This window comes from Sphingobium agri (assembly GCF_023051225.1).
GTDB classification, from domain to species: Bacteria; Pseudomonadota; Alphaproteobacteria; order Sphingomonadales; family Sphingomonadaceae; genus Sphingobium; species Sphingobium agri.
This window is the reverse complement of sequence record NZ_JALKHS010000004.1, coordinates 207,349-226,478: the sequence shown is the minus strand read 5'-3', so window position 1 is coordinate 226,478 and position 19,130 is coordinate 207,349. Positions and strand designations below refer to the sequence as shown.

Sequence of the window (19,130 nt, the reverse complement as noted above, 5' to 3'; positions counted from 1 at the left end):
GATGGCCGACCCCGCCGACGACCGCCGTTTCATGGAAGCGGCCATTGCCCTGTCGGAACGTGGCCGGGGCCTGTCCACGCCCAATCCCAATGTCGGCTGCCTGATCGTTCGCGATGGAGCCGTCGTGGGCCGTGGCTGGACCCAGAAGGGCGGCCGGCCCCATGCCGAAGCGCAGGCGCTGGACGAGGCGCAGGATCAGGCGCGCGGCGCGACCGCTTATGTGACGCTGGAACCCTGTTTTCACCTGTCCGCCCGTGGGCCGCGCTGTGCCGACCTGATGGCACGAGCAGGCGTGGCCCGCGTGGTGATCGCGCTTCGCGACCCCGACCCGCGTACCGATGGGCAAGGCGCAGGGCATCTGCGCGCGCGCGGCATCCAGGTCGAAATGGGCGTGATGGCGAAGGAGGCTGCTGCGGCCATGCGCGGTTTCGTCCTGCGCCAGACGCTGGGCCGCCCCGCCGTCACCCTGAAGCTTGGCCTGTCGCTCGACGGCTGCATCGCGCTCAGGGACGGGGCCAGCCGCTGGATCACAGGAGAGGCCGCGCGCGCGCATGCGCATCTGGAGCGGGCGCGCCATGACGCCATCCTTGTCGGCGGCGGCACACTGCGCGCCGACGCCCCGCGCCTCGATGTGCGCCTGCCGGGGCTGGAGGATCGCTCTCCCCGCCGCCTGCTGCTGACGCGCGGCGATGCGCCCGAAGGTTGGGAAGCCGTCGCGCAGCCCGAAGAGATCGCCGCGCTCAATCATGTCGATCATCTGATGGTGGAGGGTGGCGCTTCAACCGCAGCGGCGTTTCTGCGAGCCGATTTGGTCGACCGTCTGCTCCTTTACCGCGCACCGATTATCATCGGCGGGGGCCTTGCTGGCATCGGCGACATCGGCCTGTCGGACCTCGCCCAGGCGCATCATCGCTGGACCCTGACCGACGCACGGCAACTGGGCGATGACCGGCTGGAGGTTTACGAAAGGCGGCGCGGCGCTTAGGAGCGTCACCGAACCAGCAGGATCACGCACCCATGTTCACCGGCATCATCACCGACATCGGCACCATCCGCTCCGCCGAACAGCGGGGAGACCTTCGCCTCGTCATCGGCACCGCTTATGACATGGACAGCGTTGCGATCGGCGCCTCGATCGCCTGCTCCGGCGCTTGCCTTACAGTGGTGGAGAAGGGCGCCGATTGGTTCGCCGTCGATCTGTCCGCCGAAACCGTGGATCGCACCGCGCCCGGTCTCTGGCGGCAGGGCGCCAGGCTCAATCTGGAACGCGCGCTCAAGGTGGGTGACGAGCTTGGCGGCCATATCGTGACCGGCCATGTCGATGGCGTCGGTACATTGGTATCGGCCGCCCCTGAGGGGGATTCGACCCGGCTGGTGATCGCCGCGCCTCCCGCACTCGCTTCCGCTCTCGCGGCCAAGGGATCGATCACCCTCGATGGCATTTCGCTGACCGTCAACAGCGTCGAAGATCAGCCGGACGGTTCCGTCCACTTCGGCCTCAACATCATTCCGCACACCGCCGCTGCGACGACGTTGGACGCTCTGGCCGAAGGGCGATCGTTCAATCTGGAGATCGACGTGCTCGCCCGCTACCTTGATCGGATGCAAAGCCTGCGCCAAGCAATGTGATTGCAGCTTGATAAAATCACATCATGATGTGATAACCGCACTCCAAGACCCTGTTGGTCAAGGAGTCGCTCATGTCTTCAGCTCTTATCGATACCGTCCGCACCCTGGTGAATGAAGGGGGCATGTCCCGTTCGGGGCTGGCACGCGCTGCGGGCCTTCATGCCAATTCTCTCCGCAGACTGGGCGAAACCGACTGGAATCCCACTGCCGAAACGCTTGGCAAGCTGGAAACCTATCTGGCCCGGCGCGAAGGCGGCACCGCCCTCGCCTCGCCGGAAGAGATCATCAACGAAGCCCGCAATGGCCGCATGTTCATCCTGGTCGATGATGAGGACCGGGAAAATGAAGGCGACCTGGTGATCCCGGCGCAAATGGCGACGCCGGACGCGATCAACTTCATGGCGACCCATGGCCGTGGCCTCATCTGCCTGGCCTTGACCAAGGATCGGGTCGATCATCTCGGCATCGACCTTATGAGCCGCAACAACGGCACGCGGCATGAAACCGCCTTCACGGTGTCCATCGAAGCGCGGGAAGGCGTCACGACCGGGATCAGCGCCGCCGACCGCGCGCGCACCATCTCGGTAGCGATCGACGGGTCAAAGGGCCGTGACGACATCGTGACGCCCGGCCATGTCTTCCCTCTTGTCGCCAAGGATGGCGGCGTTCTGGTACGCACCGGCCATACCGAGGCGGCCGTCGACGTGGCGCGTCTCGCCGGGCTCAACCCGTCGGGCGTGATCTGCGAAGTGATGAAGGACGACGGCACCATGGCGCGCCTCGATGATCTCATCCCCTTCGCCCAGAAGCACAAGATGAAGATCGGCACGATCCGCGACCTTATCGCCTATCGCCGCCGTCATGATCATATGGTCGAACGGCGGGCCGAAACCGTCTTCAACAGCAAGTGGGGCGGCGACTGGAAGGCGATCAGCTTCTACAACAAGGCCACCCAGACGGACCAACTCGTGCTGCAGAAGGGGCATGTTTCGCCTGATGAGCCCACGCTGGTCCGGGTGCATCAATTATCCCTGCTCGACGATGTTTATGGAGCGAGCGGTCCCCGCTGTGGCATCTTGGGCAAATCGATGGAGATCATCTCCCAGGAAGGGGCGGGCATCATTGTGGTCCTGACCAGCAATTCGCCGTCGGACTTTGTTACCCGTATCCTGCGTCACCATGCGGGCCAGCCGGGCAGCGGCATGGATGAACTGCGCGATTATGGCGTGGGCGCGCAAATCCTTGCGGAGCTTGGCGTCCACGACATGGTGCTGCTCACCAATAGCAGCCACAGCCTCATCGCGCTTGACGGCTATGACCTTGCCGTGGTTGGGCACCGGCCCATCGAGCTATAGGAAGGATAACGGCCGTGGCGAAATTCCTGATCGTTGAAGCCCGCTTCTACGACCATCTCAATGATCTGCTGATCGAAGGCGCGGTGGCCGCGTTGGAGGCGGAAGGGCATAAATATGACGTCGTGACGGTGCCGGGCGCGCTGGAAATCCCCGGCGCGGTCGCGCTGGCGGCGGAGTCCGGCCGTTATGACGGCTTCGTGGCGATCGGCGTGGTGATCCGCGGCGAAACCTATCATTTCGAAGTGGTGTCGAACGAAAGCGCGCGGGGCCTCATGGCGCTCAGCATGGATGGCATCGCCATTGGCAACGGCATCCTGACCGTCGAGAACGAGGCGCAGGCGCTCACCCGCGCCAAGCCGGATGAAAAGGACAAGGGCGGCGAAGCTGCAAAGGCCGCCATTGCCATGCTGGCGTTGCGCGAGAAATTCGGCGCCTGATCCCTGCGCCGCTGCTCACAAGAAAAAGGGCCGCCCTTGATCGGAGCGGCCCTTTTTCCATCAAGGGTTCAGCCTGCCTTGGCGAGAACCGGATAATCGACATAGCCCTCGCGGCCCTGCGTGTAGAGCGTGTCGGTGCTCAAGGGATTGAGCGGAGCGCCTAGCGACAGGCGATCCGGCAGGTCCGGATTGGCGATGAACGGGCGTCCGAAGCTGATCGCCTGGGCAAGGCCGCTGTCCAGATCCTCCTGCGCCCGGGCCGCGTCATAATCGCTGTTCAGGACGAGCGGCCCGTTGAAATGACGGCGGATCAGGGGGGACTGGCGCGGAACGTCGCTCGCTCCCCGTGTGCCCTCCGGACGCAATTCGCGCATCTCGAGGAAGGCGATCCCGATCGGGTCCAGCGCCTTGGCGATGGCGATAGCAAGGCTGGCGGGATCGCTATCGTCCGTGCCTTGCGACGCGCCGTTGATGGAGATGCGCACCGCCGTCCTGTCAGCGCCGATGGCATCCGCGACGGCCTGGGTGATTTCGCGCAGCAGCCGGACGCGCTTTTCCGGGCTGCCGCCATACTCGTCCTGCCGCTGGTTGACGCCATCGCGCAGGAATTCGTCTATCAGATAGCCGTTCGCGGCGTGGATCTGGACGCCATCGAACCCGGCTTCACGCGCGTTGCGCGCAGCGGTGACATAGCTAGCGATCAGGCCCGGGATTTCGTCCGCTTCCAGCGCGCGCGGCTGCTCATAGGGCTTGTTGCCGTCATAGCTATGGGCATGGCCGGGCGCGGTGATCGGGCTGGACGATACGGGCTGCTGCCCGCTGACGCTGGAATGGACCAGGCGGCCCATGTGCCAGAGCTGCGCAAAGATGCGGCCGCCCGCATCATGCACGGCCTGGGTGATCGGCTTCCAGGCCTCCACCTGCTCAGCCGACCAGATGCCCGGCGCGAATGGCCAACCTAGGCCTTGCTGAGACACGCCGATGCCTTCGCTGATGATCAGGCCCGCCGTGGCGCGCTGGCGATAATAATCGGCCATGATCGGCGTCGGCACATGGTCGCGGGTCGCGCGGGCGCGGGTCAGCGGCGCCATCAATATCCGATTGCGCGCCTTGACGGCGCCTAGTTGAACGGGATCGAAGAGGCTGATCATGAAAATCCCCTTATCAAAGTTGCTATTTGCAACTGAAATGCTCGTTGACGCCAGTTAGGGAGCCAAATTCAGGCTTTCAAGGCCGCGCGCCGCAAAATGTCAAAACAGCGTGTCGACCGTGTGAATGGCCAGGCCGACGAGTCCACCGACCAACGTCCCATTGATGCGGATATATTGCAGGTCGCGCCCGACGGCGCTCTCCAGTCGGCTGGTCACCGTGCCCGCATCCCAGCCGCGCACCGTCTCGCTGACCAGCGTCACGATGGAATCGCCATAGGCGGCGGTCCCGCCGACCGCAGCCCGGCGCACAAAGCGGTTGATCAGCAGGCGCAGGCGCGAATCCTCCTGCAATGTCGTTCCCAGTTGCTGCAATGCTTCGCCGAGCCGCCCGGCCATCGCCTTGCCGGGGTCACGCACCGCGCGCAACAATCCGGAACGGGCTTGCTCCCACAGGCCGTCTATCCAACGCTGCATCGCCGGATTGTCCACGATCTCGTCACGGATGCGCGCGACGCGCTCCTGCATCGCGGGATCGAATTGCAGGTCGCTTGCCAGCTTTGCCATGCCTTCTTCGGCCTTGAGGCGCAGGCTATGTTGCGGGTCAGCGGCCATTTCCGCCAGCAGCCGCCGCAGCCCGTCGATGATCGCGTTGGACAGGTTTTCGTCCAATCCTGTCCATCGCAATATCTTGCCCGCCCGGTCATGCACCATCTGGCGGATAAGATGGTCATTGGCCTCCAATGTGCGGTCGGCCCAATGGATGATGCCGTCCATCACCGGCGCATGGCGGCCGTTGCGCATCGCCGCCTCGATGGCCTGCCCGATCAGCGGCGCTACGTTCATGCCCCGCAGCCGCTGGGCGATGGCGCCCTTGACCATGCCGCCAAGCCGCTCCTGGTCTAGTGCCTCCAGCATGTCTGCCGCCAGCCGCGATGCGCCTTCGCGCAAGCGGCCGTCCCCGCCTGCGGGGCTGGCGAGGAAGCGCCCGGCGGCCGCTGCGACATCCAGCCGCTGCATCCGGCGCGCGACCACGGCGGGGGTCAGGAAATTGTCTCTCAGGAACAGCGCAAGCGTGTCGCCAATCCGGTCCTTGTTGCGCGGGATGATCGCCGTATGCGGGATCGGCAGTCCCAGCGGATGCCGGAACAGCGCCGTCACCGCGAACCAGTCCGCCAGACCGCCCACCATGGCAGCTTCCGCAAAAGCCTGAACGAAGCCGATCGCGGGGTGCAGGTGGACCGTGGATCGCGCGGCGAGGAACAGCAGCGCCATCGCGATCAACATGCCCGTCGCCACCAGCCGCATGTCGCGCGGGGTCCGGGCAGGGGCATGCGCGGCGGGCAGGGACACGGGAAGCTGCTTCATCGTCCGTCCAACGGTTACGCCGCCGTTTCGTTCAGCCGCACGCGTCTTTCACGCTGATCAGCCAATTGGCTTCACTCCGCCGGTTGTGCAGTTCCTTCATGCTTTGCGTCGTCTCCCGCCTTATAAGTAAGCAGGCGTCGGCCAAGGCGCGGTCCCGCCCATCCTTCCAGCTGCAACGCCAAACTGAATGTCGCAGGCACGATGACGAGCGTGAGGAGCGTGGACAGAAGCAGCCCGCCGATCACCGTAATACCCATCGGCGCGCGCCACGCGCTGTCCCCGCCAAGCGAAACTGCGGTCGGCACCATGCCCGCCACCATTGCGACCGTGGTCATGACGATCGGCTGCGCGCGCTTGTGCCCGGCATCGATGATCGCGTCGAAACGAGGAACACCCTTCTGGATTTCCTCGAGCGCGAAGTCGATCACCAGGATCGAGTTTTTCGCGACGATGCCCAACAGCATCAAGACGCCGATCATGACCGGCATGGAAATGGGATTGCCGGTAAGATGCAGTGCCAAGGCTCCGCCGAGCGGGGCCAGCAGCAGCGAGCCGAGATTGACGAAGGGCGGCATCAACCGCTTGTACAGCAGCGTCAGCACCGCGAGCACCAGCAGTATCCCGGAAATCACCGCGACGGCGAAGTTCTTCAGCATTTCCGCCTGCCATTTGGACTCCCCGGTATTGATCTTCTGAATGCCGGTGATGCGGCCTTCGTTGATCTCCTTCATCGTGGGCAGGGCGTTGATCTTCTTCATCGCCTGACTGCTGACGATGCCTGGGGCAAAGTCGGCATCGACCACGATCCGGCGTATCTGATTATATCGGCGGATTTGCGTCGGCCCGGCGCCAAATTCGACGTCAGCAACGACTTTCAGCGGAACCGAACCGCCGTTGACCGTCGGCACGGGCATGTTCTCGATGGTCGTGATATCGCTTCGGCTATTCTCCTCCACCGCCACGCGGATCGGGATCTGCCGATCCGAGAGCGAGAATTTCGCGGTATTCTGATCTATGTCGCCGATCGTCGCCACTCGGATCGTCTGGCTGAGCGCGGCCGTCGTGACGCCAAGGCTGGCGGCCAAGTCGAAGCGCGGCTTGATGATGATCTCGGGCCTGTTCATGTCGCCCTGGACGCGAGGCGCCCTGATTTCCTTCACGCTCAGCATCTCGCCGACCAGCTTGTTTGCAGTTTGGTCAAGCAGTTCGGCATTGTCGCTGCCCAGCATTATGGTAACGTCGCGGCCCATGCCGCCACCTGCCTGCGACTGGAAGTTCACGCGCGCATCTGCGATTTGCTGGAATTTGGGCGCCATGCTGCGTTCCCATTCCACGGAGGACGCAGGCCGGTCCTTCTTGAGCGTCAGATAGATGTTTGCGCTGGTCGGTTGGATGTCCGCGAAAGCCGCGTCGACAAATTGCTTGTCCGCCGTCAGCATGTCCGCCACGCGGCGCGCAACCTGAGTAGTCTGCGCAAGCGTGCTGCCTGGCACGGTTTCGATCTTCACCTGACTGTAATCGGTGTTCATCGACGGCTGGAACGCCATTGGCAGGGTGCCGAAGGCAAGCAGCGTCGCCAGAAATGCGAGCCCCCCTATGCCCACCGTCCAGATCCGGTGATCGCGCAGCCATGCGGCAAAGCGCGGCCTTGCTCCCCGCGCGCGATGCGCATTGGCCCGGCTTTCATCCAGCGACCAGTGGAGCACCCGCATATAGACGTCCATCAGCCAGCCTTCGCCATGGCTTTCCTGCCCATGCGCCTTCAGGAAATAGGCGGCGATCATCGGCGTGATCAGGCGCGCGACGGCCAGGCTGAGCAGCACCGCCACTACGACGGTCATGCCGAACTGGATGAAGAACTGGCCTGAAATGCCCGGCATCAATCCGACCGGCAGGAACACGGCAACGATCGCCATGGTCGTAGCCAGCACGGCCAGTCCGATTTCGTCCGCCGCGTCGATCGAGGCCTGGTAGGCCGTCTTTCCCATGCGCATATGGCGGACGATATTCTCGATTTCCACGATGGCATCGTCGACCAGCACGCCCGCAACCAGACTCAAGGCCAGGAGCGAGGTGACGTTGAGCGTGAAGCCCATCATATCCATGAACCAGAAGGTCGGAATGGCCGACAGCGGAATGGCCAGCGCAGCGATGATCGTCGCGCGCCAGTCGCGCAGGAACAGGAACACCACGACGACCGCCAGCACGGCGCCTTCGATCATCGACTGCATCGCCGCGTGGTACTGGCTCTTGGTGTAATCGACGCTGTTGAACAGCTCCCTGTAACGGACCTTCGGATTTTCCTTCTTCAGCTGCTCCATCACCTTCATCGCATCGTCGAATACGGTGACGTCGGATGATCCCTTCGCCTTTTCCAGGCTGAAGCTCGTCACCTGCATGCCGTTCATCAGCGAAAGCGATCGCTGTTCGGCAAACATGTCGCGAACATCGGCTAGATCGGACAGCTTTACGGTGCGGCCCCCTGGGATGGCTATCTGTGTCTGGCCAAGCGCATAGGCATCCTGTGCGTTGCCGAGCACGCGGATGGCCTGTTCGGCTCCGGCGATTTCGGTGCGTCCGCCCGCAGCGTTCAGGTTAACCTGCTGCAACTGTTGATTGACCTGCGCGGCGGTGACCCCATGGGACTGCAACTTTGCCGGGTCGAGAATGACGCGTATCTCGCGGGTGACGCCGCCACCGCGCCGGACTGCTGCCATACCCGGCACCGCGAGCAGCCGCTTGGCGACGGTATTGTCGACATACCATGACAATTGTTCGAGGGTCATGTCGGTGGCTTCGGCGCTGAAATAGGCGATCGGGCGATCGGCATCCAGGCGCGTCACCTGCGGTTCCAATATGCCTTCGGGCAGGTCGCTGCGGATTTGGTCGACCGCATTCTTGACGTCATTGACGCCCCGGTCGATCGGAGTTCCGATCTGGAACTGGACGATCGTCGTCGACTGACCCTCAGAGACTGTCGAGGTGATCTCGTCCACGCCGCTGATGCCACGCACCGCCGCTTCGACGCGCTGGGTTACCTGGGTTTCCAGTTCAGGCGGTGCGGCGCCCGGCTGTAAAACGACCACTTGAGCAACGGGAAAGGTGACGTCCGGCTGCTGGTTGACGTCCATGCGGCCGAAGCTGACCATGCCGGCCAGCAGCAGGGCTACGAACAGCACGAGCGGGGACACTGGGTTGCGGATGGCCCAGGCAGAGATATTGCGAAAACTCATGACGGCTTCCTCGCCTGCGCGGGCTTACCCGGCCTTTTGAACTTGTGGCCGCACCTTCTGCCCCGGCCGCAGGAATGCGCCTGCGGATGCGACAATGCGTTCGCCGCCATTGAGGCCGCGCGTCACCGGAACACCCTTCGGAGAGACCTGCCCGACCTCGACGCCGCGCCGTTCAGCCTCATTCCTTCCGTTGATGACATAGACGAAATGCCCCTTGGCATCCGTCTGAATGGCGGACTCCGGCAGCAGCGGTGCCGTAGCGGTGCCGCTCACGATCTTGGCGGCAGCAAAGCCGCCTGGCCTGATTTCCTTGTTATAGGGAATGGCGATGCGGACAATGCCCTGCCGCGTCTGCGGATCGACGACCGGCGATACCTGCCAGACGCGGCCTGAAAATTCGGTCTGACTGCCGACAGGCGTGACCGTTGCGCTGTTGCCCGGCCGCAGCGTCGCAAGATCGCCTTCGCTCAGCTGGGTCAAAAGCTCCATCTCGCCACCCTTGGCCATGCGGAACAGCACGCCGCTGCCCGAACCCACAATCTGTCCCGGCTCCACCTCTCGCGTCAGGACGAGGCCCGCGGCAGGCGCGCGAATATCGAGCCGCCCGGTGCGGGCGCGCTGTTCGGCAAGCTGCGCCACGGCGACATTGACCCGAGCGTTGGCGGCGTCGCGCGTGGCGGTACGCTGATCGATGTCGGCCCGGCTGATGAAACCGCGCTTCACAAGAGCCTGTGCCCGGTCGAGCTGCGCCTGCGCCAGCTTCGCATCGGCCCGATTGACCTCCAGCTGTGCGGCGAGCGAACGTATCTGCTCGGTCTGCACCGATCGTTCGATCACTGCCAGCACCTGTCCGGCGCGCACCCAGTCGCCCGGTTGCACCAGCACGCGCGTGACCTGTCCGCCTTCGCCCACCACGCCGACCGGCATGTCGACCCGAGCGGCGAGCGATCCGGTGCCGCTAACGGTGCGGGGGACGATGGATTGCCCGGGAACCAGCACGGTGACGACCGGCGCCTCTTCCACCGTGGCGGCCGCATCCTCGCCCTTGCCATGCATGCTGATCCAGGCGGCGGCAGCAATCAGGATGATGGCGATCACAGCGCCAATCGTCAGCGCCCGCCGCTTGGAAGAGCGCGGTTCTTCGCCAAAGATGCGCGCCGGAGCGTCGCCGGCAACCTGAGTTTCGTAGTTCATCCTGGTTCCATCAACGGGCGGCGGGCCCGGCAGGTGCTGTGTTATATAAATACATCACCCTGCTCAACCCTAAATACACTGTGCGCACCAGCGGGGCAACGGCGGCACTGGCCCGCGCGCTTGCCAAATCGGCGCACCTGTGGCGCTATGGGGGATGTGGCCGGAGGAGGCTAGGATGGAATTACTGGGGTGGATCATCGTAGGCCTGCTCGCTGGAGCGATCGCTCGTCTGGTGATGCCTGGCCGCGATCCAAGTGGATGCGTCGTGACTATATTGCTGGGGATAGCGGGTGCGCTGTTCGCCGCTTATGTCGGGCGTCTGCTCGGCATCTATGAGCCCGGGCAGCAGGCGAGCTTCCTTGCTGCGGTTCTCGGGGCCATCGCCGTGCTGGCAATCTACCGGTGGTTCGCGCGGCGCGGTTGACCACATGACGAAAAGGGCTGCGCCGAAACGCAGCCCTTCATACCCGCCAGCGATGCTTTGGGTGGTTTTAACGCACCGATCCGCGACGGACCAGATTAACGATGGCAAGCAGCACGATGGCGCCTACCAGGGAAACGAGGAAGCTATAGAGCGTCAGGCCATCATTGATCGAACCGCCGCTAAAGATCAGGCCACCAATGAACGCGCCGACGATGCCGACGACGATGTTCAGCAAAATGCCCTGCTGCGCATCGGTGCGCATGACCATGCTGGCAAGCCAGCCAATGATACCACCGACAACAAGCCACAAAATGATACCCATTTCACACTCTCCTTGGACCAGCGCCCCCAGCGGGTTGGCTGATCTATTCAACGGCGAACTCGGCTTCGCGTTCCCTGAGAAATGTTTCTGGGTTGACAATGGCTGGTGAATCGGATGGCCCACCAACAGAAAGCGCCGCCGAATCTGCATTCGGCGGCGCTTGCCCGAAACGCGTCCAGCATGTGCCGGACTGGCGGATCGTCAGTATTTCTGCTGCCGCTCGTAGAGCGATTTATAATATTGAATCCGCGTCACGCGCAGGCCATGCATGCCTGAACGGTCCACGGCGCGCTGCCATCCTGCAAATTCCTCCAGCGTCAGCGAGTAACGCGCGCAGGCTTCATCGACCGTAAGCAGGCCTCCATTGACGGCTGCGACGACCTCAGCCTTGCGGCGGACGACCCAGCGCGTCGTGTTGGCAGGCGGCAGGCTCTCCAGAGTCAAGGGTTCCCCGAGCGGCCCGACGACCTGAGCAGGTCGGATTTTTTGATTTTCTATCATTCTCACCCTCAAAAAGCGGCACTGGCGTTGCCGAATTCAGCAGCGGCAACCGTTATGCGCGTCAGCCCTGAAGATCAGCTAAAGCGCCACGGTAAACGCCCCCTTCATCATCCTTGTCCCACTCTTAAATGCTGTGCGATCAACGGGTTGAAGCTTCCCGTCGGACGCGCGGCTTCGATCATGCCGCTTGGACGTGGCGCGAACACTTCGGCCAAATCCTGGATCCAGTCTCCTGGTTCATCCTGCCCCCGCAGGACCCCGGCAACCGCCTGAGCGGTCGGGCTGGCCGCCTGCTCCGCCGCGGAAGCGGCGCGCAGCAGCGGCCAGACCGGCGCGTGCGGCCGGCTGACAGGTCTGGCATTGGCGGGTTTAAGCCCGCCTGCCCGAAGGAAACCGAAATCCATGGGAAGGATAAGTAGGGGAGAAAGGATAAAGTCCGGTAAACTCGCGCGACCGAAACGATACTTTGGAGGCGAAAGGACCGAATCCGGCTGGAATGCATCGCAGCTGGCGATTATATGGCCGCCTATGCAGCCCGAATTTCAGTTGCCCGAACCGCTTGCGAAGCGGCGAATCGTCGTTGCCATGTCAGGTGGCGTGGATTCCAGCGTCGTTGCCGCTCTTGCTGCACGTACGGGCGCCGAAACCATTGGCGTGACGCTCCAGCTTTATGATCATGGCGCGGCGGTTGGCCGCACCGGCAGTTGCTGCGCGGGGCAGGACATACGCGACGCGCGCGCTGTCGCCGATCGGATCGGTATTGCCCATTATGTCTTTGACTATGAGAGCCGCTTTCGCGATTCAGTGATCGCGGACTTCGCCGATGAATATATGTCGGGACGGACGCCTATCCCCTGCGTCAAATGCAATATGGGGGTGAAGTTTACCGATCTGTTTCAGATAGCGCGAGACCTGGGCGCCGACTGTCTGGCGACCGGCCATTATGTTCGCCGCGTCGAAGGCGCGCAAGGTGCTGAACTGCACCGGGCTGCGGACCCGGCGCGCGACCAGAGCTATTTCCTTTTCGCCACGACGCAGGCCCAGCTCGATTATCTGCGCTTTCCGCTGGGTGGCCTACCCAAGCCGCAGGTGCGCGAAATCGCGGCGGAACTCGGCCTCTCCGTGGCGCTGAAGCCCGACAGCCAGGACATCTGCTTCGTGCCCGATGGCGATTATGCAGGGGTGGTGCGCAAGCTGCGCCCGGATGCCGACGAGGGCGGCGACATCGTCCATGTCGATGGTCGCGTCCTCGGCACGCATAAGGGGCTGATCCACTACACCGTTGGCCAGCGCAAGGGGCTGGAGATTGGCGGACAGGCCGAGCCGCTTTATGTCGTCCGCCTCGATGCTGACGGGCGGCGGGTAATTGTCGGACCCAAGGCCGCGCTGGCGGTGTCTGCGGCGCGGCTGAGTGACATCAACTGGCTTGGCGGCGCCTTCACAGGCCCCCTGACGGCCAAGGTGCGCTCCATGGCCAAGCCCGTCCCGGCCCGGCTGGAGGGTGATCGCCTGGCTTTCGACGCGCCCGAATATGGCGTCGCGCCGGGGCAGGCGGCGGTGCTCTATGCGGGCGACCGGGTGCTGGGGGGCGGCTGGATCGAGGCCACCGAAGCGGCGCTGGCGCACGCTGCATGAATATTGTCCTTTATGGCGCGCGCCGCTAAGGCCCGCCGGTCATGACTCGTCCGCTCACCCTTGCCATCCCGAAAGGCCGCATCCTCGATGAGGCGCTGCCGATGCTCGCGCGCGTCGGCATAGAGCCGGAGGCGGAGTTTCATGACAAGAAGAGCCGGGCGCTGCGCTTCGCCACCAATCGCCCTGACATTTCGATCATCCGCGTGCGCGCCTTCGACGTGGCGACCTTCGTCGCCCATGGCGCGGCGCAGATCGGGATAGTAGGTTCCGACGTGGTGGATGAGTTCGACTATTCCGAGCTTTATGCGCCGGTCGACCTCGACATCGGTCATTGCCGCTTGTCGGTCGCCGAACCGGTCGATCTTGCTGGGGAGGATGAGGCGGCGATGAGCCATGTGCGAGTCGCCACCAAATATCCCTATCTGACCCGCCGCTACTATGAGGCGCGTGGGATTCAGGCGGAGTGCGTGAAGCTGAACGGAGCGATGGAACTCGCGCCCTCGCTCGGCCTGTCGCGGCGGATCGTCGATCTCGTGTCGTCGGGAGCGACACTCAAGGCGAACGGGTTGGTCGAAACCCATGTCATCATGCAGGTCTCGGCGCGGCTGGTCGTCAATCGCGCCGCCTACAAGATGCGTTCGGCCGAACTGGCGCCATTGGTGGAAGGTTTCCGCAAGGCCGTAGGAGGCAGGGATGCCGCTTAGGCTCGACAGCCGTGACGCCGACTTCGCCGCCGCCTTCACGGCGCTGGTCGATGCCCGGCGCGAGGCGGATGAAGATGTGTCCCGCGATGTCGCGGCGATTCTGAAGCGCGTCCGTGCGGAGGGCGATGCAGCGCTCGCCGATTATACCAGCCGGTTCGACCGGCACGATCTGGAAGCAAGCGGCTGGGCGGTCACCCGCGCCGAGTGCCGCGCGGCGCTCGACGGCATATCGTCCGAATTGCGCGACGCCCTCGAACTCGCGGCGGCACGTATCACCGCCTATCATGAAAAGCAGAAGCCGCAGGACAGCGATGGCACCGACAACGCTGGCGTGCGGCTGGGCGCACGCTGGCGGCCGGTCGATGCGGCCGGGCTTTATGTACCGGGCGGCCGGGCGGCCTATCCCAGCTCACTGCTGATGAACGTCATTCCCGCCAAGGTGGCTGGCGTGTCGCGCATCGCCATGGTGACCCCGACGCCCAATGGCGTGATCAACCCGCTCGTCCTCGCCGCTGCCAGCATCGTCGGTATCGAGGAAATCTGGCGCATCGGCGGCGCTCAGGCCGTGGCAGCGCTTGCCTATGGCACGGATCGGATCAAGCCTGTGGATGTCGTCACCGGGCCCGGCAATGCCTGGGTCGCTGAAGCCAAGCGGCAATTATATGGCGTGGTCGGCATCGACATGGTCGCTGGCCCATCGGAGATCGTTGTCGTCGCCGACGGGAAAAACGATCCGGACTGGATCGCCGCCGATCTGCTGAGCCAATCGGAGCATGATCCGACCAGTCAGTCGATCCTGTTCACGGACGATGCGGTTTTCGCCGACGCGGTTGCAGCGGCGGTGGAAAGGCGCTTGCCGCTCTTGTCGACGCAGGCGGTCGCCACGACCAGTTGGGCTGCAAATGGCGCCATCATCCTCGTGCGCGATCTTGAAGAGGCCATGCCGCTCGTCAACCGCCTGGCGGCTGAGCATCTGGAACTGGCTGTGGAAGATCCCGAAATCCTGTTTGAGCAGGTTCGTCATGCCGGATCGGTGTTCCTGGGCCGTATGACCCCCGAAGCGGTGGGCGATTATGTCGCGGGGCCGAACCACGTCCTGCCCACCGGGCGGCGCGCGCGTTTCTCCTCGGGGCTGTCCGTGCTCGACTTCATGAAACGCACCAGCTTCCTCAGCCTTGATCAGGCCGCGATCGATGCGATCGGCCCCGCGGCGGTTGCGCTGGCGGAGGCGGAAGGACTGCCCGCGCACGCCGCCTCCGTGGCGGTGCGGCTGAGCTGATCATTTTCGTTCGGTTCGAGCCTGTCGAGAACCGGATGCGCAGGGTTCTCGACAGGCTCCAATTGATCGGAATAGAAGACCTTTATGAACGAACGCTCCAAATCCCGCTCCGCCGCCCGCCTTGCCGCGGTGCAGGCGCTGTACCAGCTGGAAATGGAAAGCACGCCGCTTAGCGTCCTGCTGCATGAATTCCATCAGCACCGGCTCGGCGCGACGATCGAGGATGTGACCTATGCCGAAGCGGAGGAAATCTTCTTCGACGATATCGTGACTGGCGTTAACAAGCGGCGCGGCGAAATTGACGGACTGATCACCGCCCGCCTTTCGAAGGGCTGGAGCCTCGAACGTCTGGACAGGCCCATGCGGCAGATCCTGCGTGCGGGCGCCTATGAGCTCATCGCGCGCCGCGACGTGCCGACCGGAACCGTGATCAGCGAATATGTCGACGTGGCTCATGCCTTTTACGACAAGCGCGAGGCGGGTTTCGTGAACGGCCTGCTGGACGGCGTCGCAAAGGATGTGCGGAAGTAACGAACCACTTCTGTTAGGGCCAAGGGCGAACGGAGGTCATTTTCATGTCCGCTGAATCCCGCTTCCTGACCCTCCTCCGCCTGCTGGCCAATGATCCCGCCGCGCGCGGACTGCAGGACGATGCCGCCGTTCTGGACGTGGGCGGCTCGCGGCTGATCCTCACCAGCGACACGATGGTGGAAGGGGTGCATCATCTTGCCAGCGATCCTCCCGCCGACATCGGCTGGAAGCTGGCGGCGGTCAATCTGTCCGACCTCGCCGCCAAAGGCGCACGGCCGGTCGGCTGTTTGCTAAACTATGCGCTGTCAGGCGATGACGCCTGGGACGCCGCCTTTCTCGAAGGATTGGGGGAGGCACTCGGCCGTCATGCCATGACACTTCTGGGTGGAGACACGGTGAAGATGCCGCAAGGCAGCGCGCGCAGCTACAGCCTGACCGCGATTGGCGAGGCAAGCGGGCCTGTCCCTGCCAGGAGCGGCGCGCAGGCGGGTGATCGCCTCTACCTCACCGGGCCAGTGGGCGACGCAGGAGCGGGTCTGGACTTGCTCCGATCGAACCCGGCCGCGTCAGGGCCGCTGGTCGAGGCCTATCGGCGTCCCAGGCCCCGTCTTGCCGAAGGCGCGCTGCTCGCGGACCATGTGCATTCGATGATGGACGTCTCGGACGGGCTCCTGATCGACGCTATGCGCATGGCGCAGGCCAGCGGGCTATCCGTCACCATCGACCATGTGCCGCTGTCCCCAGCGCTGGAACTGGTGAGCGGCGGCGGCACTGCTGCGCAGATCGCCGCCGCGCGCGCAGGCGATGATTATGAACTGCTGTTCGCCATGCCGTCCTCCGCCAAGCCGCCGGTGAAGGCCATTCCAGTGGGCAGCTTCTCTCCCGGGTCAGGCCTCACGCTGATGATCGACGGGGCGTCAGTGCCGCTGCCGGACCGGCTCGGCTGGGAACATGGTTGAAAGCCAAGCGCGCAACAGCTTGATTCAGGTGCGTTTCGTAACGACTTGACGCCGCTCATCCTGCCTGTAGCTTCGCGCCATCCTTTTCTCAGCCCGGTTGGACGCCATCATGTCCGTGACCTTGACGCTGATTGATGCGGTGCCTGATGCCGGATGCGTGAATTCCGGCCGCCCGCCTTCATGCCTTTCGTCCGCCCGTCTTTCCCTGCGGAGCGGCCGATGACAGGAAAACAAGGGGGAGAGGAACATCCATGCAGATTGTCTATATCGCCATAGGGTGCGGCCTGCTGGCCGTGCTCTACGGCTTGTTCACCAGTCGTCAGGTGCTGGCAGCGTCTGCCGGCAATGAAACCATGCAATCCATAGCGGGCGCGATCCAGGAAGGGGCAAAGGCCTATCTCAGCCGCCAATATATGACGATCGGCATGGTCGGAGTCGTGGTGGCGGCCCTGGTCTTCTTCTTCCTGGGCGGGACCTCCGCAATCGGATTTCTGATCGGCGCGATCCTGTCAGGGGCGGCAGGCTTCATCGGCATGAACATTTCCGTGCGCGCCAATGTCCGTACCGCCGAAGCGGCACGCACGACATTGCAGAGCGGGCTTACGGTGGCTTTCCGCGCGGGTGCGATCACGGGCATGCTGGTGGCAGGGCTGGCGCTGCTCGCGATCAGCGTCTTCTTCTGGTATCTGACGGGGCCGGCAGGCCATGCTCCCGATGACCGTCTGGTGATCGACTCCCTGGTAGCGCTTGCATTCGGCGCCAGCCTCATCTCGATCTTCGCGCGGTTGGGCGGCGGCATCTTCACCAAGGCGGCAGACGTCGGCGCTGATCTTGTAGGCAAGGTGGAAGCGGGCATTCCGGAAGACGACCCACGCAACCCCGCCGTGATTGCGGACAATGTCGGCGACAATGTCGGTGACTGCGCGGGCATGGCGGCCGATTTGTTCGAAACCTATGTCGTGACGGTCGGCGCGACCATGGTCCTGACCGCCTTGCTGGTGAGCGGTGTCGACAACGCCTTTCTGCAACGGCTCATGTCCCTGCCGCTGATCGTTGGCGGCGTGTGCATCATCACCTCGATCATCGGCACCTATATGGTGCGTCTCGGTTCCAGCCAGTCCATCATGGGAGCGCTCTACAAGGGATTCTGGACCACCGCGATCCTTTCGATTCCGGCGCTCTATTTTGCAACCAGCTTCACGCTGGGAGACTTGAATGCACGCTTCGGCACGGATTTGGATGGCGCAGGCGGCTATACCGGCATGGCCTTGTTCTGGGCGATGATGGTCGGGCTTGCCGTCACTGGCCTCATCGTCTGGATCACCGAATATTATACCGGCACCAATTATCGCCCGGTGCGCAGCATCGCCCGTGCGTCTGAAACCGGCCACGGCACCAACGTGATCCAGGGCCTGGCCGTCAGCCTGGAAGCGACCGCGCTTCCGACGCTTGTGATCGTCGCGGGGATCATCGTCGCGCATCAGTTGGCGGGGCTGATCGGCATCGCCTTTGCAGCAACCGCGATGCTGGCGCTCGCGGGCATGGTCGTGGCACTGGACGCCTATGGCCCTGTGACGGACAATGCGGGTGGCATCGCGGAGATGTCGCATCTCGACGACAGCGTGCGGGCCAAGACCGACGCGCTTGATGCCGTGGGCAACACCACCAAGGCAGTGACGAAGGGCTATGCCATCGGCTCGGCAGGGCTCGCAGCGCTTGTGCTGTTCGGCGCCTACACGGAAGACCTTAAATTCTACAACTCGGCCCTCGGCCTGACTGAGCCGGTCGATTTCAGCCTGTCCAATCCTTACGTCATCGTCGGTCTGCTGCTGGGCGCACTGCTGCCCTATCTGTTCGGCGCGATGGGCATGACGGCTGTCGGCCGCGCGGCGGGCGACGTTGTGAAGGACGTTCGCGATCAGTTCGCCACCAACAGCGGCATCATGGAAGGCACGTCGCGCCCCGACTATGCCCGCACGGTCGATCTCGTCACCCGCGCGGCGATCAAGGAGATGATCATACCCAGCCTGCTGCCGGTGCTGGCGCCGATCATCGTCTATTTCGCCATTTCCGCCGTAGCCGGGACGCCGAACGGCTTTGCGGCGCTTGGCGCTTTGCTGCTGGGCGTCATCGTGTCGGGCCTGTTCGTCGCGCTCTCGATGACCTCGGGCGGGGGCGCCTGGGACAATGCCAAAAAATATATCGAGGACGGCAACCATGGCGGCAAGGGATCGGACGCGCACAAGGCGGCGGTGACCGGCGATACGGTGGGTGATCCTTATAAGGACACCGCCGGACCGGCCGTCAATCCGATGATAAAGATCACGAACATCGTTGCCTTGCTGCTGCTCGCAGCCTTGGCGCACGGCGTCTGACGGCGTAAATTTTCGAAGACGAAGATGGCCCTGTCC

At 63.8% G+C, this 19,130-nt stretch carries 18 protein-coding genes; 11 read left to right on the top strand and 7 right to left on the bottom strand.

The features are described from left to right. Position 1 precedes the first annotated feature (1 nt). The 4 genes from ribD (at position 2) to ribH (ending at position 3,421) form a co-directional block, all read left to right on the top strand. Entirely contained in the window at positions 2-985 is a 984-nt protein-coding gene (gene ribD / locus MU848_RS02290) for a bifunctional diaminohydroxyphosphoribosylaminopyrimidine deaminase/5-amino-6-(5-phosphoribosylamino)uracil reductase RibD (RefSeq protein WP_281494268.1), read from the top strand. Positions 986-1,017: 32 nt separating this feature from the next. Further along, positions 1,018-1,629: a riboflavin synthase gene (locus tag MU848_RS02285; RefSeq protein WP_201515846.1), complete on the top strand. Its 612-nt coding sequence runs from the start codon at positions 1,018-1,020 to the stop codon at positions 1,627-1,629. A gap of 71 nt (positions 1,630-1,700) precedes the next feature. After that, positions 1,701-2,984, top strand: coding sequence for a 3,4-dihydroxy-2-butanone-4-phosphate synthase (gene ribB / locus MU848_RS02280; protein ID WP_247229961.1), 1,284 nt, complete (start codon positions 1,701-1,703; stop codon positions 2,982-2,984). 14 nt (positions 2,985-2,998) lie between these two features. Then, positions 2,999-3,421, top strand: a complete 423-nt coding sequence (ribH, locus tag MU848_RS02275) for a 6,7-dimethyl-8-ribityllumazine synthase (protein WP_097092547.1) — start codon at positions 2,999-3,001, stop codon at positions 3,419-3,421. Positions 3,422-3,489: 68 nt separating this feature from the next. Here ribH and MU848_RS02270 read toward each other — a convergent pair whose 3' ends face one another. The 4 genes from MU848_RS02270 to MU848_RS02255 all read right to left on the bottom strand — a co-directional run bounded on the left by MU848_RS02270 (position 3,490) and on the right by MU848_RS02255 (position 10,364). Beyond that, entirely contained in the window at positions 3,490-4,572 is a 1,083-nt protein-coding gene (locus MU848_RS02270) for an alkene reductase (protein ID WP_247229959.1), read from the bottom strand. Positions 4,573-4,671: 99 nt separating this feature from the next. Further along, complete coding sequence (locus MU848_RS02265) at positions 4,672-5,937, bottom strand: DUF445 domain-containing protein (protein WP_247229957.1); 1,266 nt, start codon at positions 5,935-5,937, stop codon at positions 4,672-4,674. Between the two features lie 71 nt (positions 5,938-6,008). Continuing rightward, a complete protein-coding gene (locus MU848_RS02260) occupies positions 6,009-9,170 on the bottom strand; it encodes an efflux RND transporter permease subunit (protein WP_247229955.1) in 3,162 nt (1,053 codons plus the stop codon). A gap of 24 nt (positions 9,171-9,194) precedes the next feature. Continuing rightward, entirely contained in the window at positions 9,195-10,364 is a 1,170-nt protein-coding gene (locus MU848_RS02255) for an efflux RND transporter periplasmic adaptor subunit (RefSeq protein ID WP_247229953.1), read from the bottom strand. A gap of 175 nt (positions 10,365-10,539) precedes the next feature. Here MU848_RS02255 and MU848_RS02250 point away from each other — a divergent pair, with 175 nt between their 5' ends. Beyond that, positions 10,540-10,788, top strand: coding sequence for a GlsB/YeaQ/YmgE family stress response membrane protein (locus MU848_RS02250; protein WP_247229951.1), 249 nt, complete (start codon positions 10,540-10,542; stop codon positions 10,786-10,788). A 67-nt stretch (positions 10,789-10,855) separates the two neighbouring features. Here the strand turns inward: MU848_RS02250 and MU848_RS02245 are convergent, their stop codons facing one another. From MU848_RS02245 to MU848_RS02235, 3 genes are all read right to left on the bottom strand, one after another. Continuing rightward, positions 10,856-11,110 (bottom strand): GlsB/YeaQ/YmgE family stress response membrane protein, encoded by a 255-nt coding sequence (locus tag MU848_RS02245; RefSeq protein WP_022682486.1) that lies wholly within the window; start codon positions 11,108-11,110, stop codon positions 10,856-10,858. 201 nt (positions 11,111-11,311) lie between these two features. Next, a complete protein-coding gene (sciP, locus tag MU848_RS02240; protein WP_097092542.1) occupies positions 11,312-11,611 on the bottom strand; it encodes a CtrA inhibitor SciP in 300 nt (99 codons plus the stop codon). A 107-nt stretch (positions 11,612-11,718) separates the two neighbouring features. Further along, complete coding sequence (locus MU848_RS02235; RefSeq protein WP_097092541.1) at positions 11,719-12,015, bottom strand: hypothetical protein; 297 nt, start codon at positions 12,013-12,015, stop codon at positions 11,719-11,721. Between the two features lie 124 nt (positions 12,016-12,139). Here MU848_RS02235 and mnmA point away from each other — a divergent pair, with 124 nt between their 5' ends. From mnmA to MU848_RS02205, 6 genes are all read left to right on the top strand, one after another. Beyond that, positions 12,140-13,246 carry a tRNA 2-thiouridine(34) synthase MnmA gene (gene mnmA, locus MU848_RS02230; protein ID WP_247229949.1) on the top strand — a complete coding sequence of 369 codons (1,107 nt, stop codon included), beginning with the start codon at positions 12,140-12,142 and terminating at the stop codon, positions 13,244-13,246. 41 nt (positions 13,247-13,287) lie between these two features. Next, on the top strand, positions 13,288-13,950 hold the full coding sequence (hisG, locus tag MU848_RS02225) for an ATP phosphoribosyltransferase (protein WP_097092539.1): 663 nt from the start codon (positions 13,288-13,290) through the stop codon (positions 13,948-13,950). Beyond that, positions 13,940-15,229, top strand: coding sequence for a histidinol dehydrogenase (hisD, locus tag MU848_RS02220; protein ID WP_201515841.1), 1,290 nt, complete (start codon positions 13,940-13,942; stop codon positions 15,227-15,229). Before hisG ends, hisD begins: the two co-directional genes overlap by 11 nt. 84 nt (positions 15,230-15,313) lie before the next feature. Then, positions 15,314-15,760 (top strand): transcription antitermination factor NusB, encoded by a 447-nt coding sequence (nusB, locus tag MU848_RS02215; protein ID WP_247229947.1) that lies wholly within the window; start codon positions 15,314-15,316, stop codon positions 15,758-15,760. A gap of 44 nt (positions 15,761-15,804) precedes the next feature. Then, entirely contained in the window at positions 15,805-16,719 is a 915-nt protein-coding gene (gene thiL, locus MU848_RS02210) for a thiamine-phosphate kinase (RefSeq protein ID WP_247229945.1), read from the top strand. Positions 16,720-16,970: 251 nt separating this feature from the next. After that, the gene (locus tag MU848_RS02205) at positions 16,971-19,094 is read left to right on the top strand and encodes a sodium-translocating pyrophosphatase (protein WP_247229943.1); all 2,124 of its coding nucleotides are present in this window, start codon (positions 16,971-16,973) and stop codon (positions 19,092-19,094) included. Positions 19,095-19,130 lie beyond the last annotated feature (36 nt).

Coding starts and splice junctions, on each gene's coding strand:
- nusB (WP_247229947.1), top strand. CDS start 15,314: ATGAACGAACGCTCCAAATCCCGCTCCGCCGCCCGCCTTGCCGCGGTG.
- hisD (WP_201515841.1), top strand. CDS start 13,940: ATGCCGCTTAGGCTCGACAGCCGTGACGCCGACTTCGCCGCCGCCTTC.
- MU848_RS02260 (WP_247229955.1), bottom strand. CDS start 9,170: ATGAGTTTTCGCAATATCTCTGCCTGGGCCATCCGCAACCCAGTGTCC.
- MU848_RS02250 (WP_247229951.1), top strand. CDS start 10,540: ATGGAATTACTGGGGTGGATCATCGTAGGCCTGCTCGCTGGAGCGATC.
- sciP (WP_097092542.1), bottom strand. CDS start 11,611: ATGATAGAAAATCAAAAAATCCGACCTGCTCAGGTCGTCGGGCCGCTC.
- thiL (WP_247229945.1), top strand. CDS start 15,805: ATGTCCGCTGAATCCCGCTTCCTGACCCTCCTCCGCCTGCTGGCCAAT.
- MU848_RS02245 (WP_022682486.1), bottom strand. CDS start 11,110: ATGGGTATCATTTTGTGGCTTGTTGTCGGTGGTATCATTGGCTGGCTT.
- MU848_RS02235 (WP_097092541.1), bottom strand. CDS start 12,015: ATGGATTTCGGTTTCCTTCGGGCAGGCGGGCTTAAACCCGCCAATGCC.
- MU848_RS02265 (WP_247229957.1), bottom strand. CDS start 5,937: ATGAAGCAGCTTCCCGTGTCCCTGCCCGCCGCGCATGCCCCTGCCCGG.
- MU848_RS02270 (WP_247229959.1), bottom strand. CDS start 4,572: ATGATCAGCCTCTTCGATCCCGTTCAACTAGGCGCCGTCAAGGCGCGC.
- mnmA (WP_247229949.1), top strand. CDS start 12,140: ATGCAGCCCGAATTTCAGTTGCCCGAACCGCTTGCGAAGCGGCGAATC.
- ribD (WP_281494268.1), top strand. CDS start 2: ATGGCCGACCCCGCCGACGACCGCCGTTTCATGGAAGCGGCCATTGCC.
- ribB (WP_247229961.1), top strand. CDS start 1,701: ATGTCTTCAGCTCTTATCGATACCGTCCGCACCCTGGTGAATGAAGGG.
- MU848_RS02285 (WP_201515846.1), top strand. CDS start 1,018: ATGTTCACCGGCATCATCACCGACATCGGCACCATCCGCTCCGCCGAA.
- hisG (WP_097092539.1), top strand. CDS start 13,288: ATGACTCGTCCGCTCACCCTTGCCATCCCGAAAGGCCGCATCCTCGAT.
- MU848_RS02255 (WP_247229953.1), bottom strand. CDS start 10,364: ATGAACTACGAAACTCAGGTTGCCGGCGACGCTCCGGCGCGCATCTTT.
- MU848_RS02205 (WP_247229943.1), top strand. CDS start 16,971: ATGCAGATTGTCTATATCGCCATAGGGTGCGGCCTGCTGGCCGTGCTC.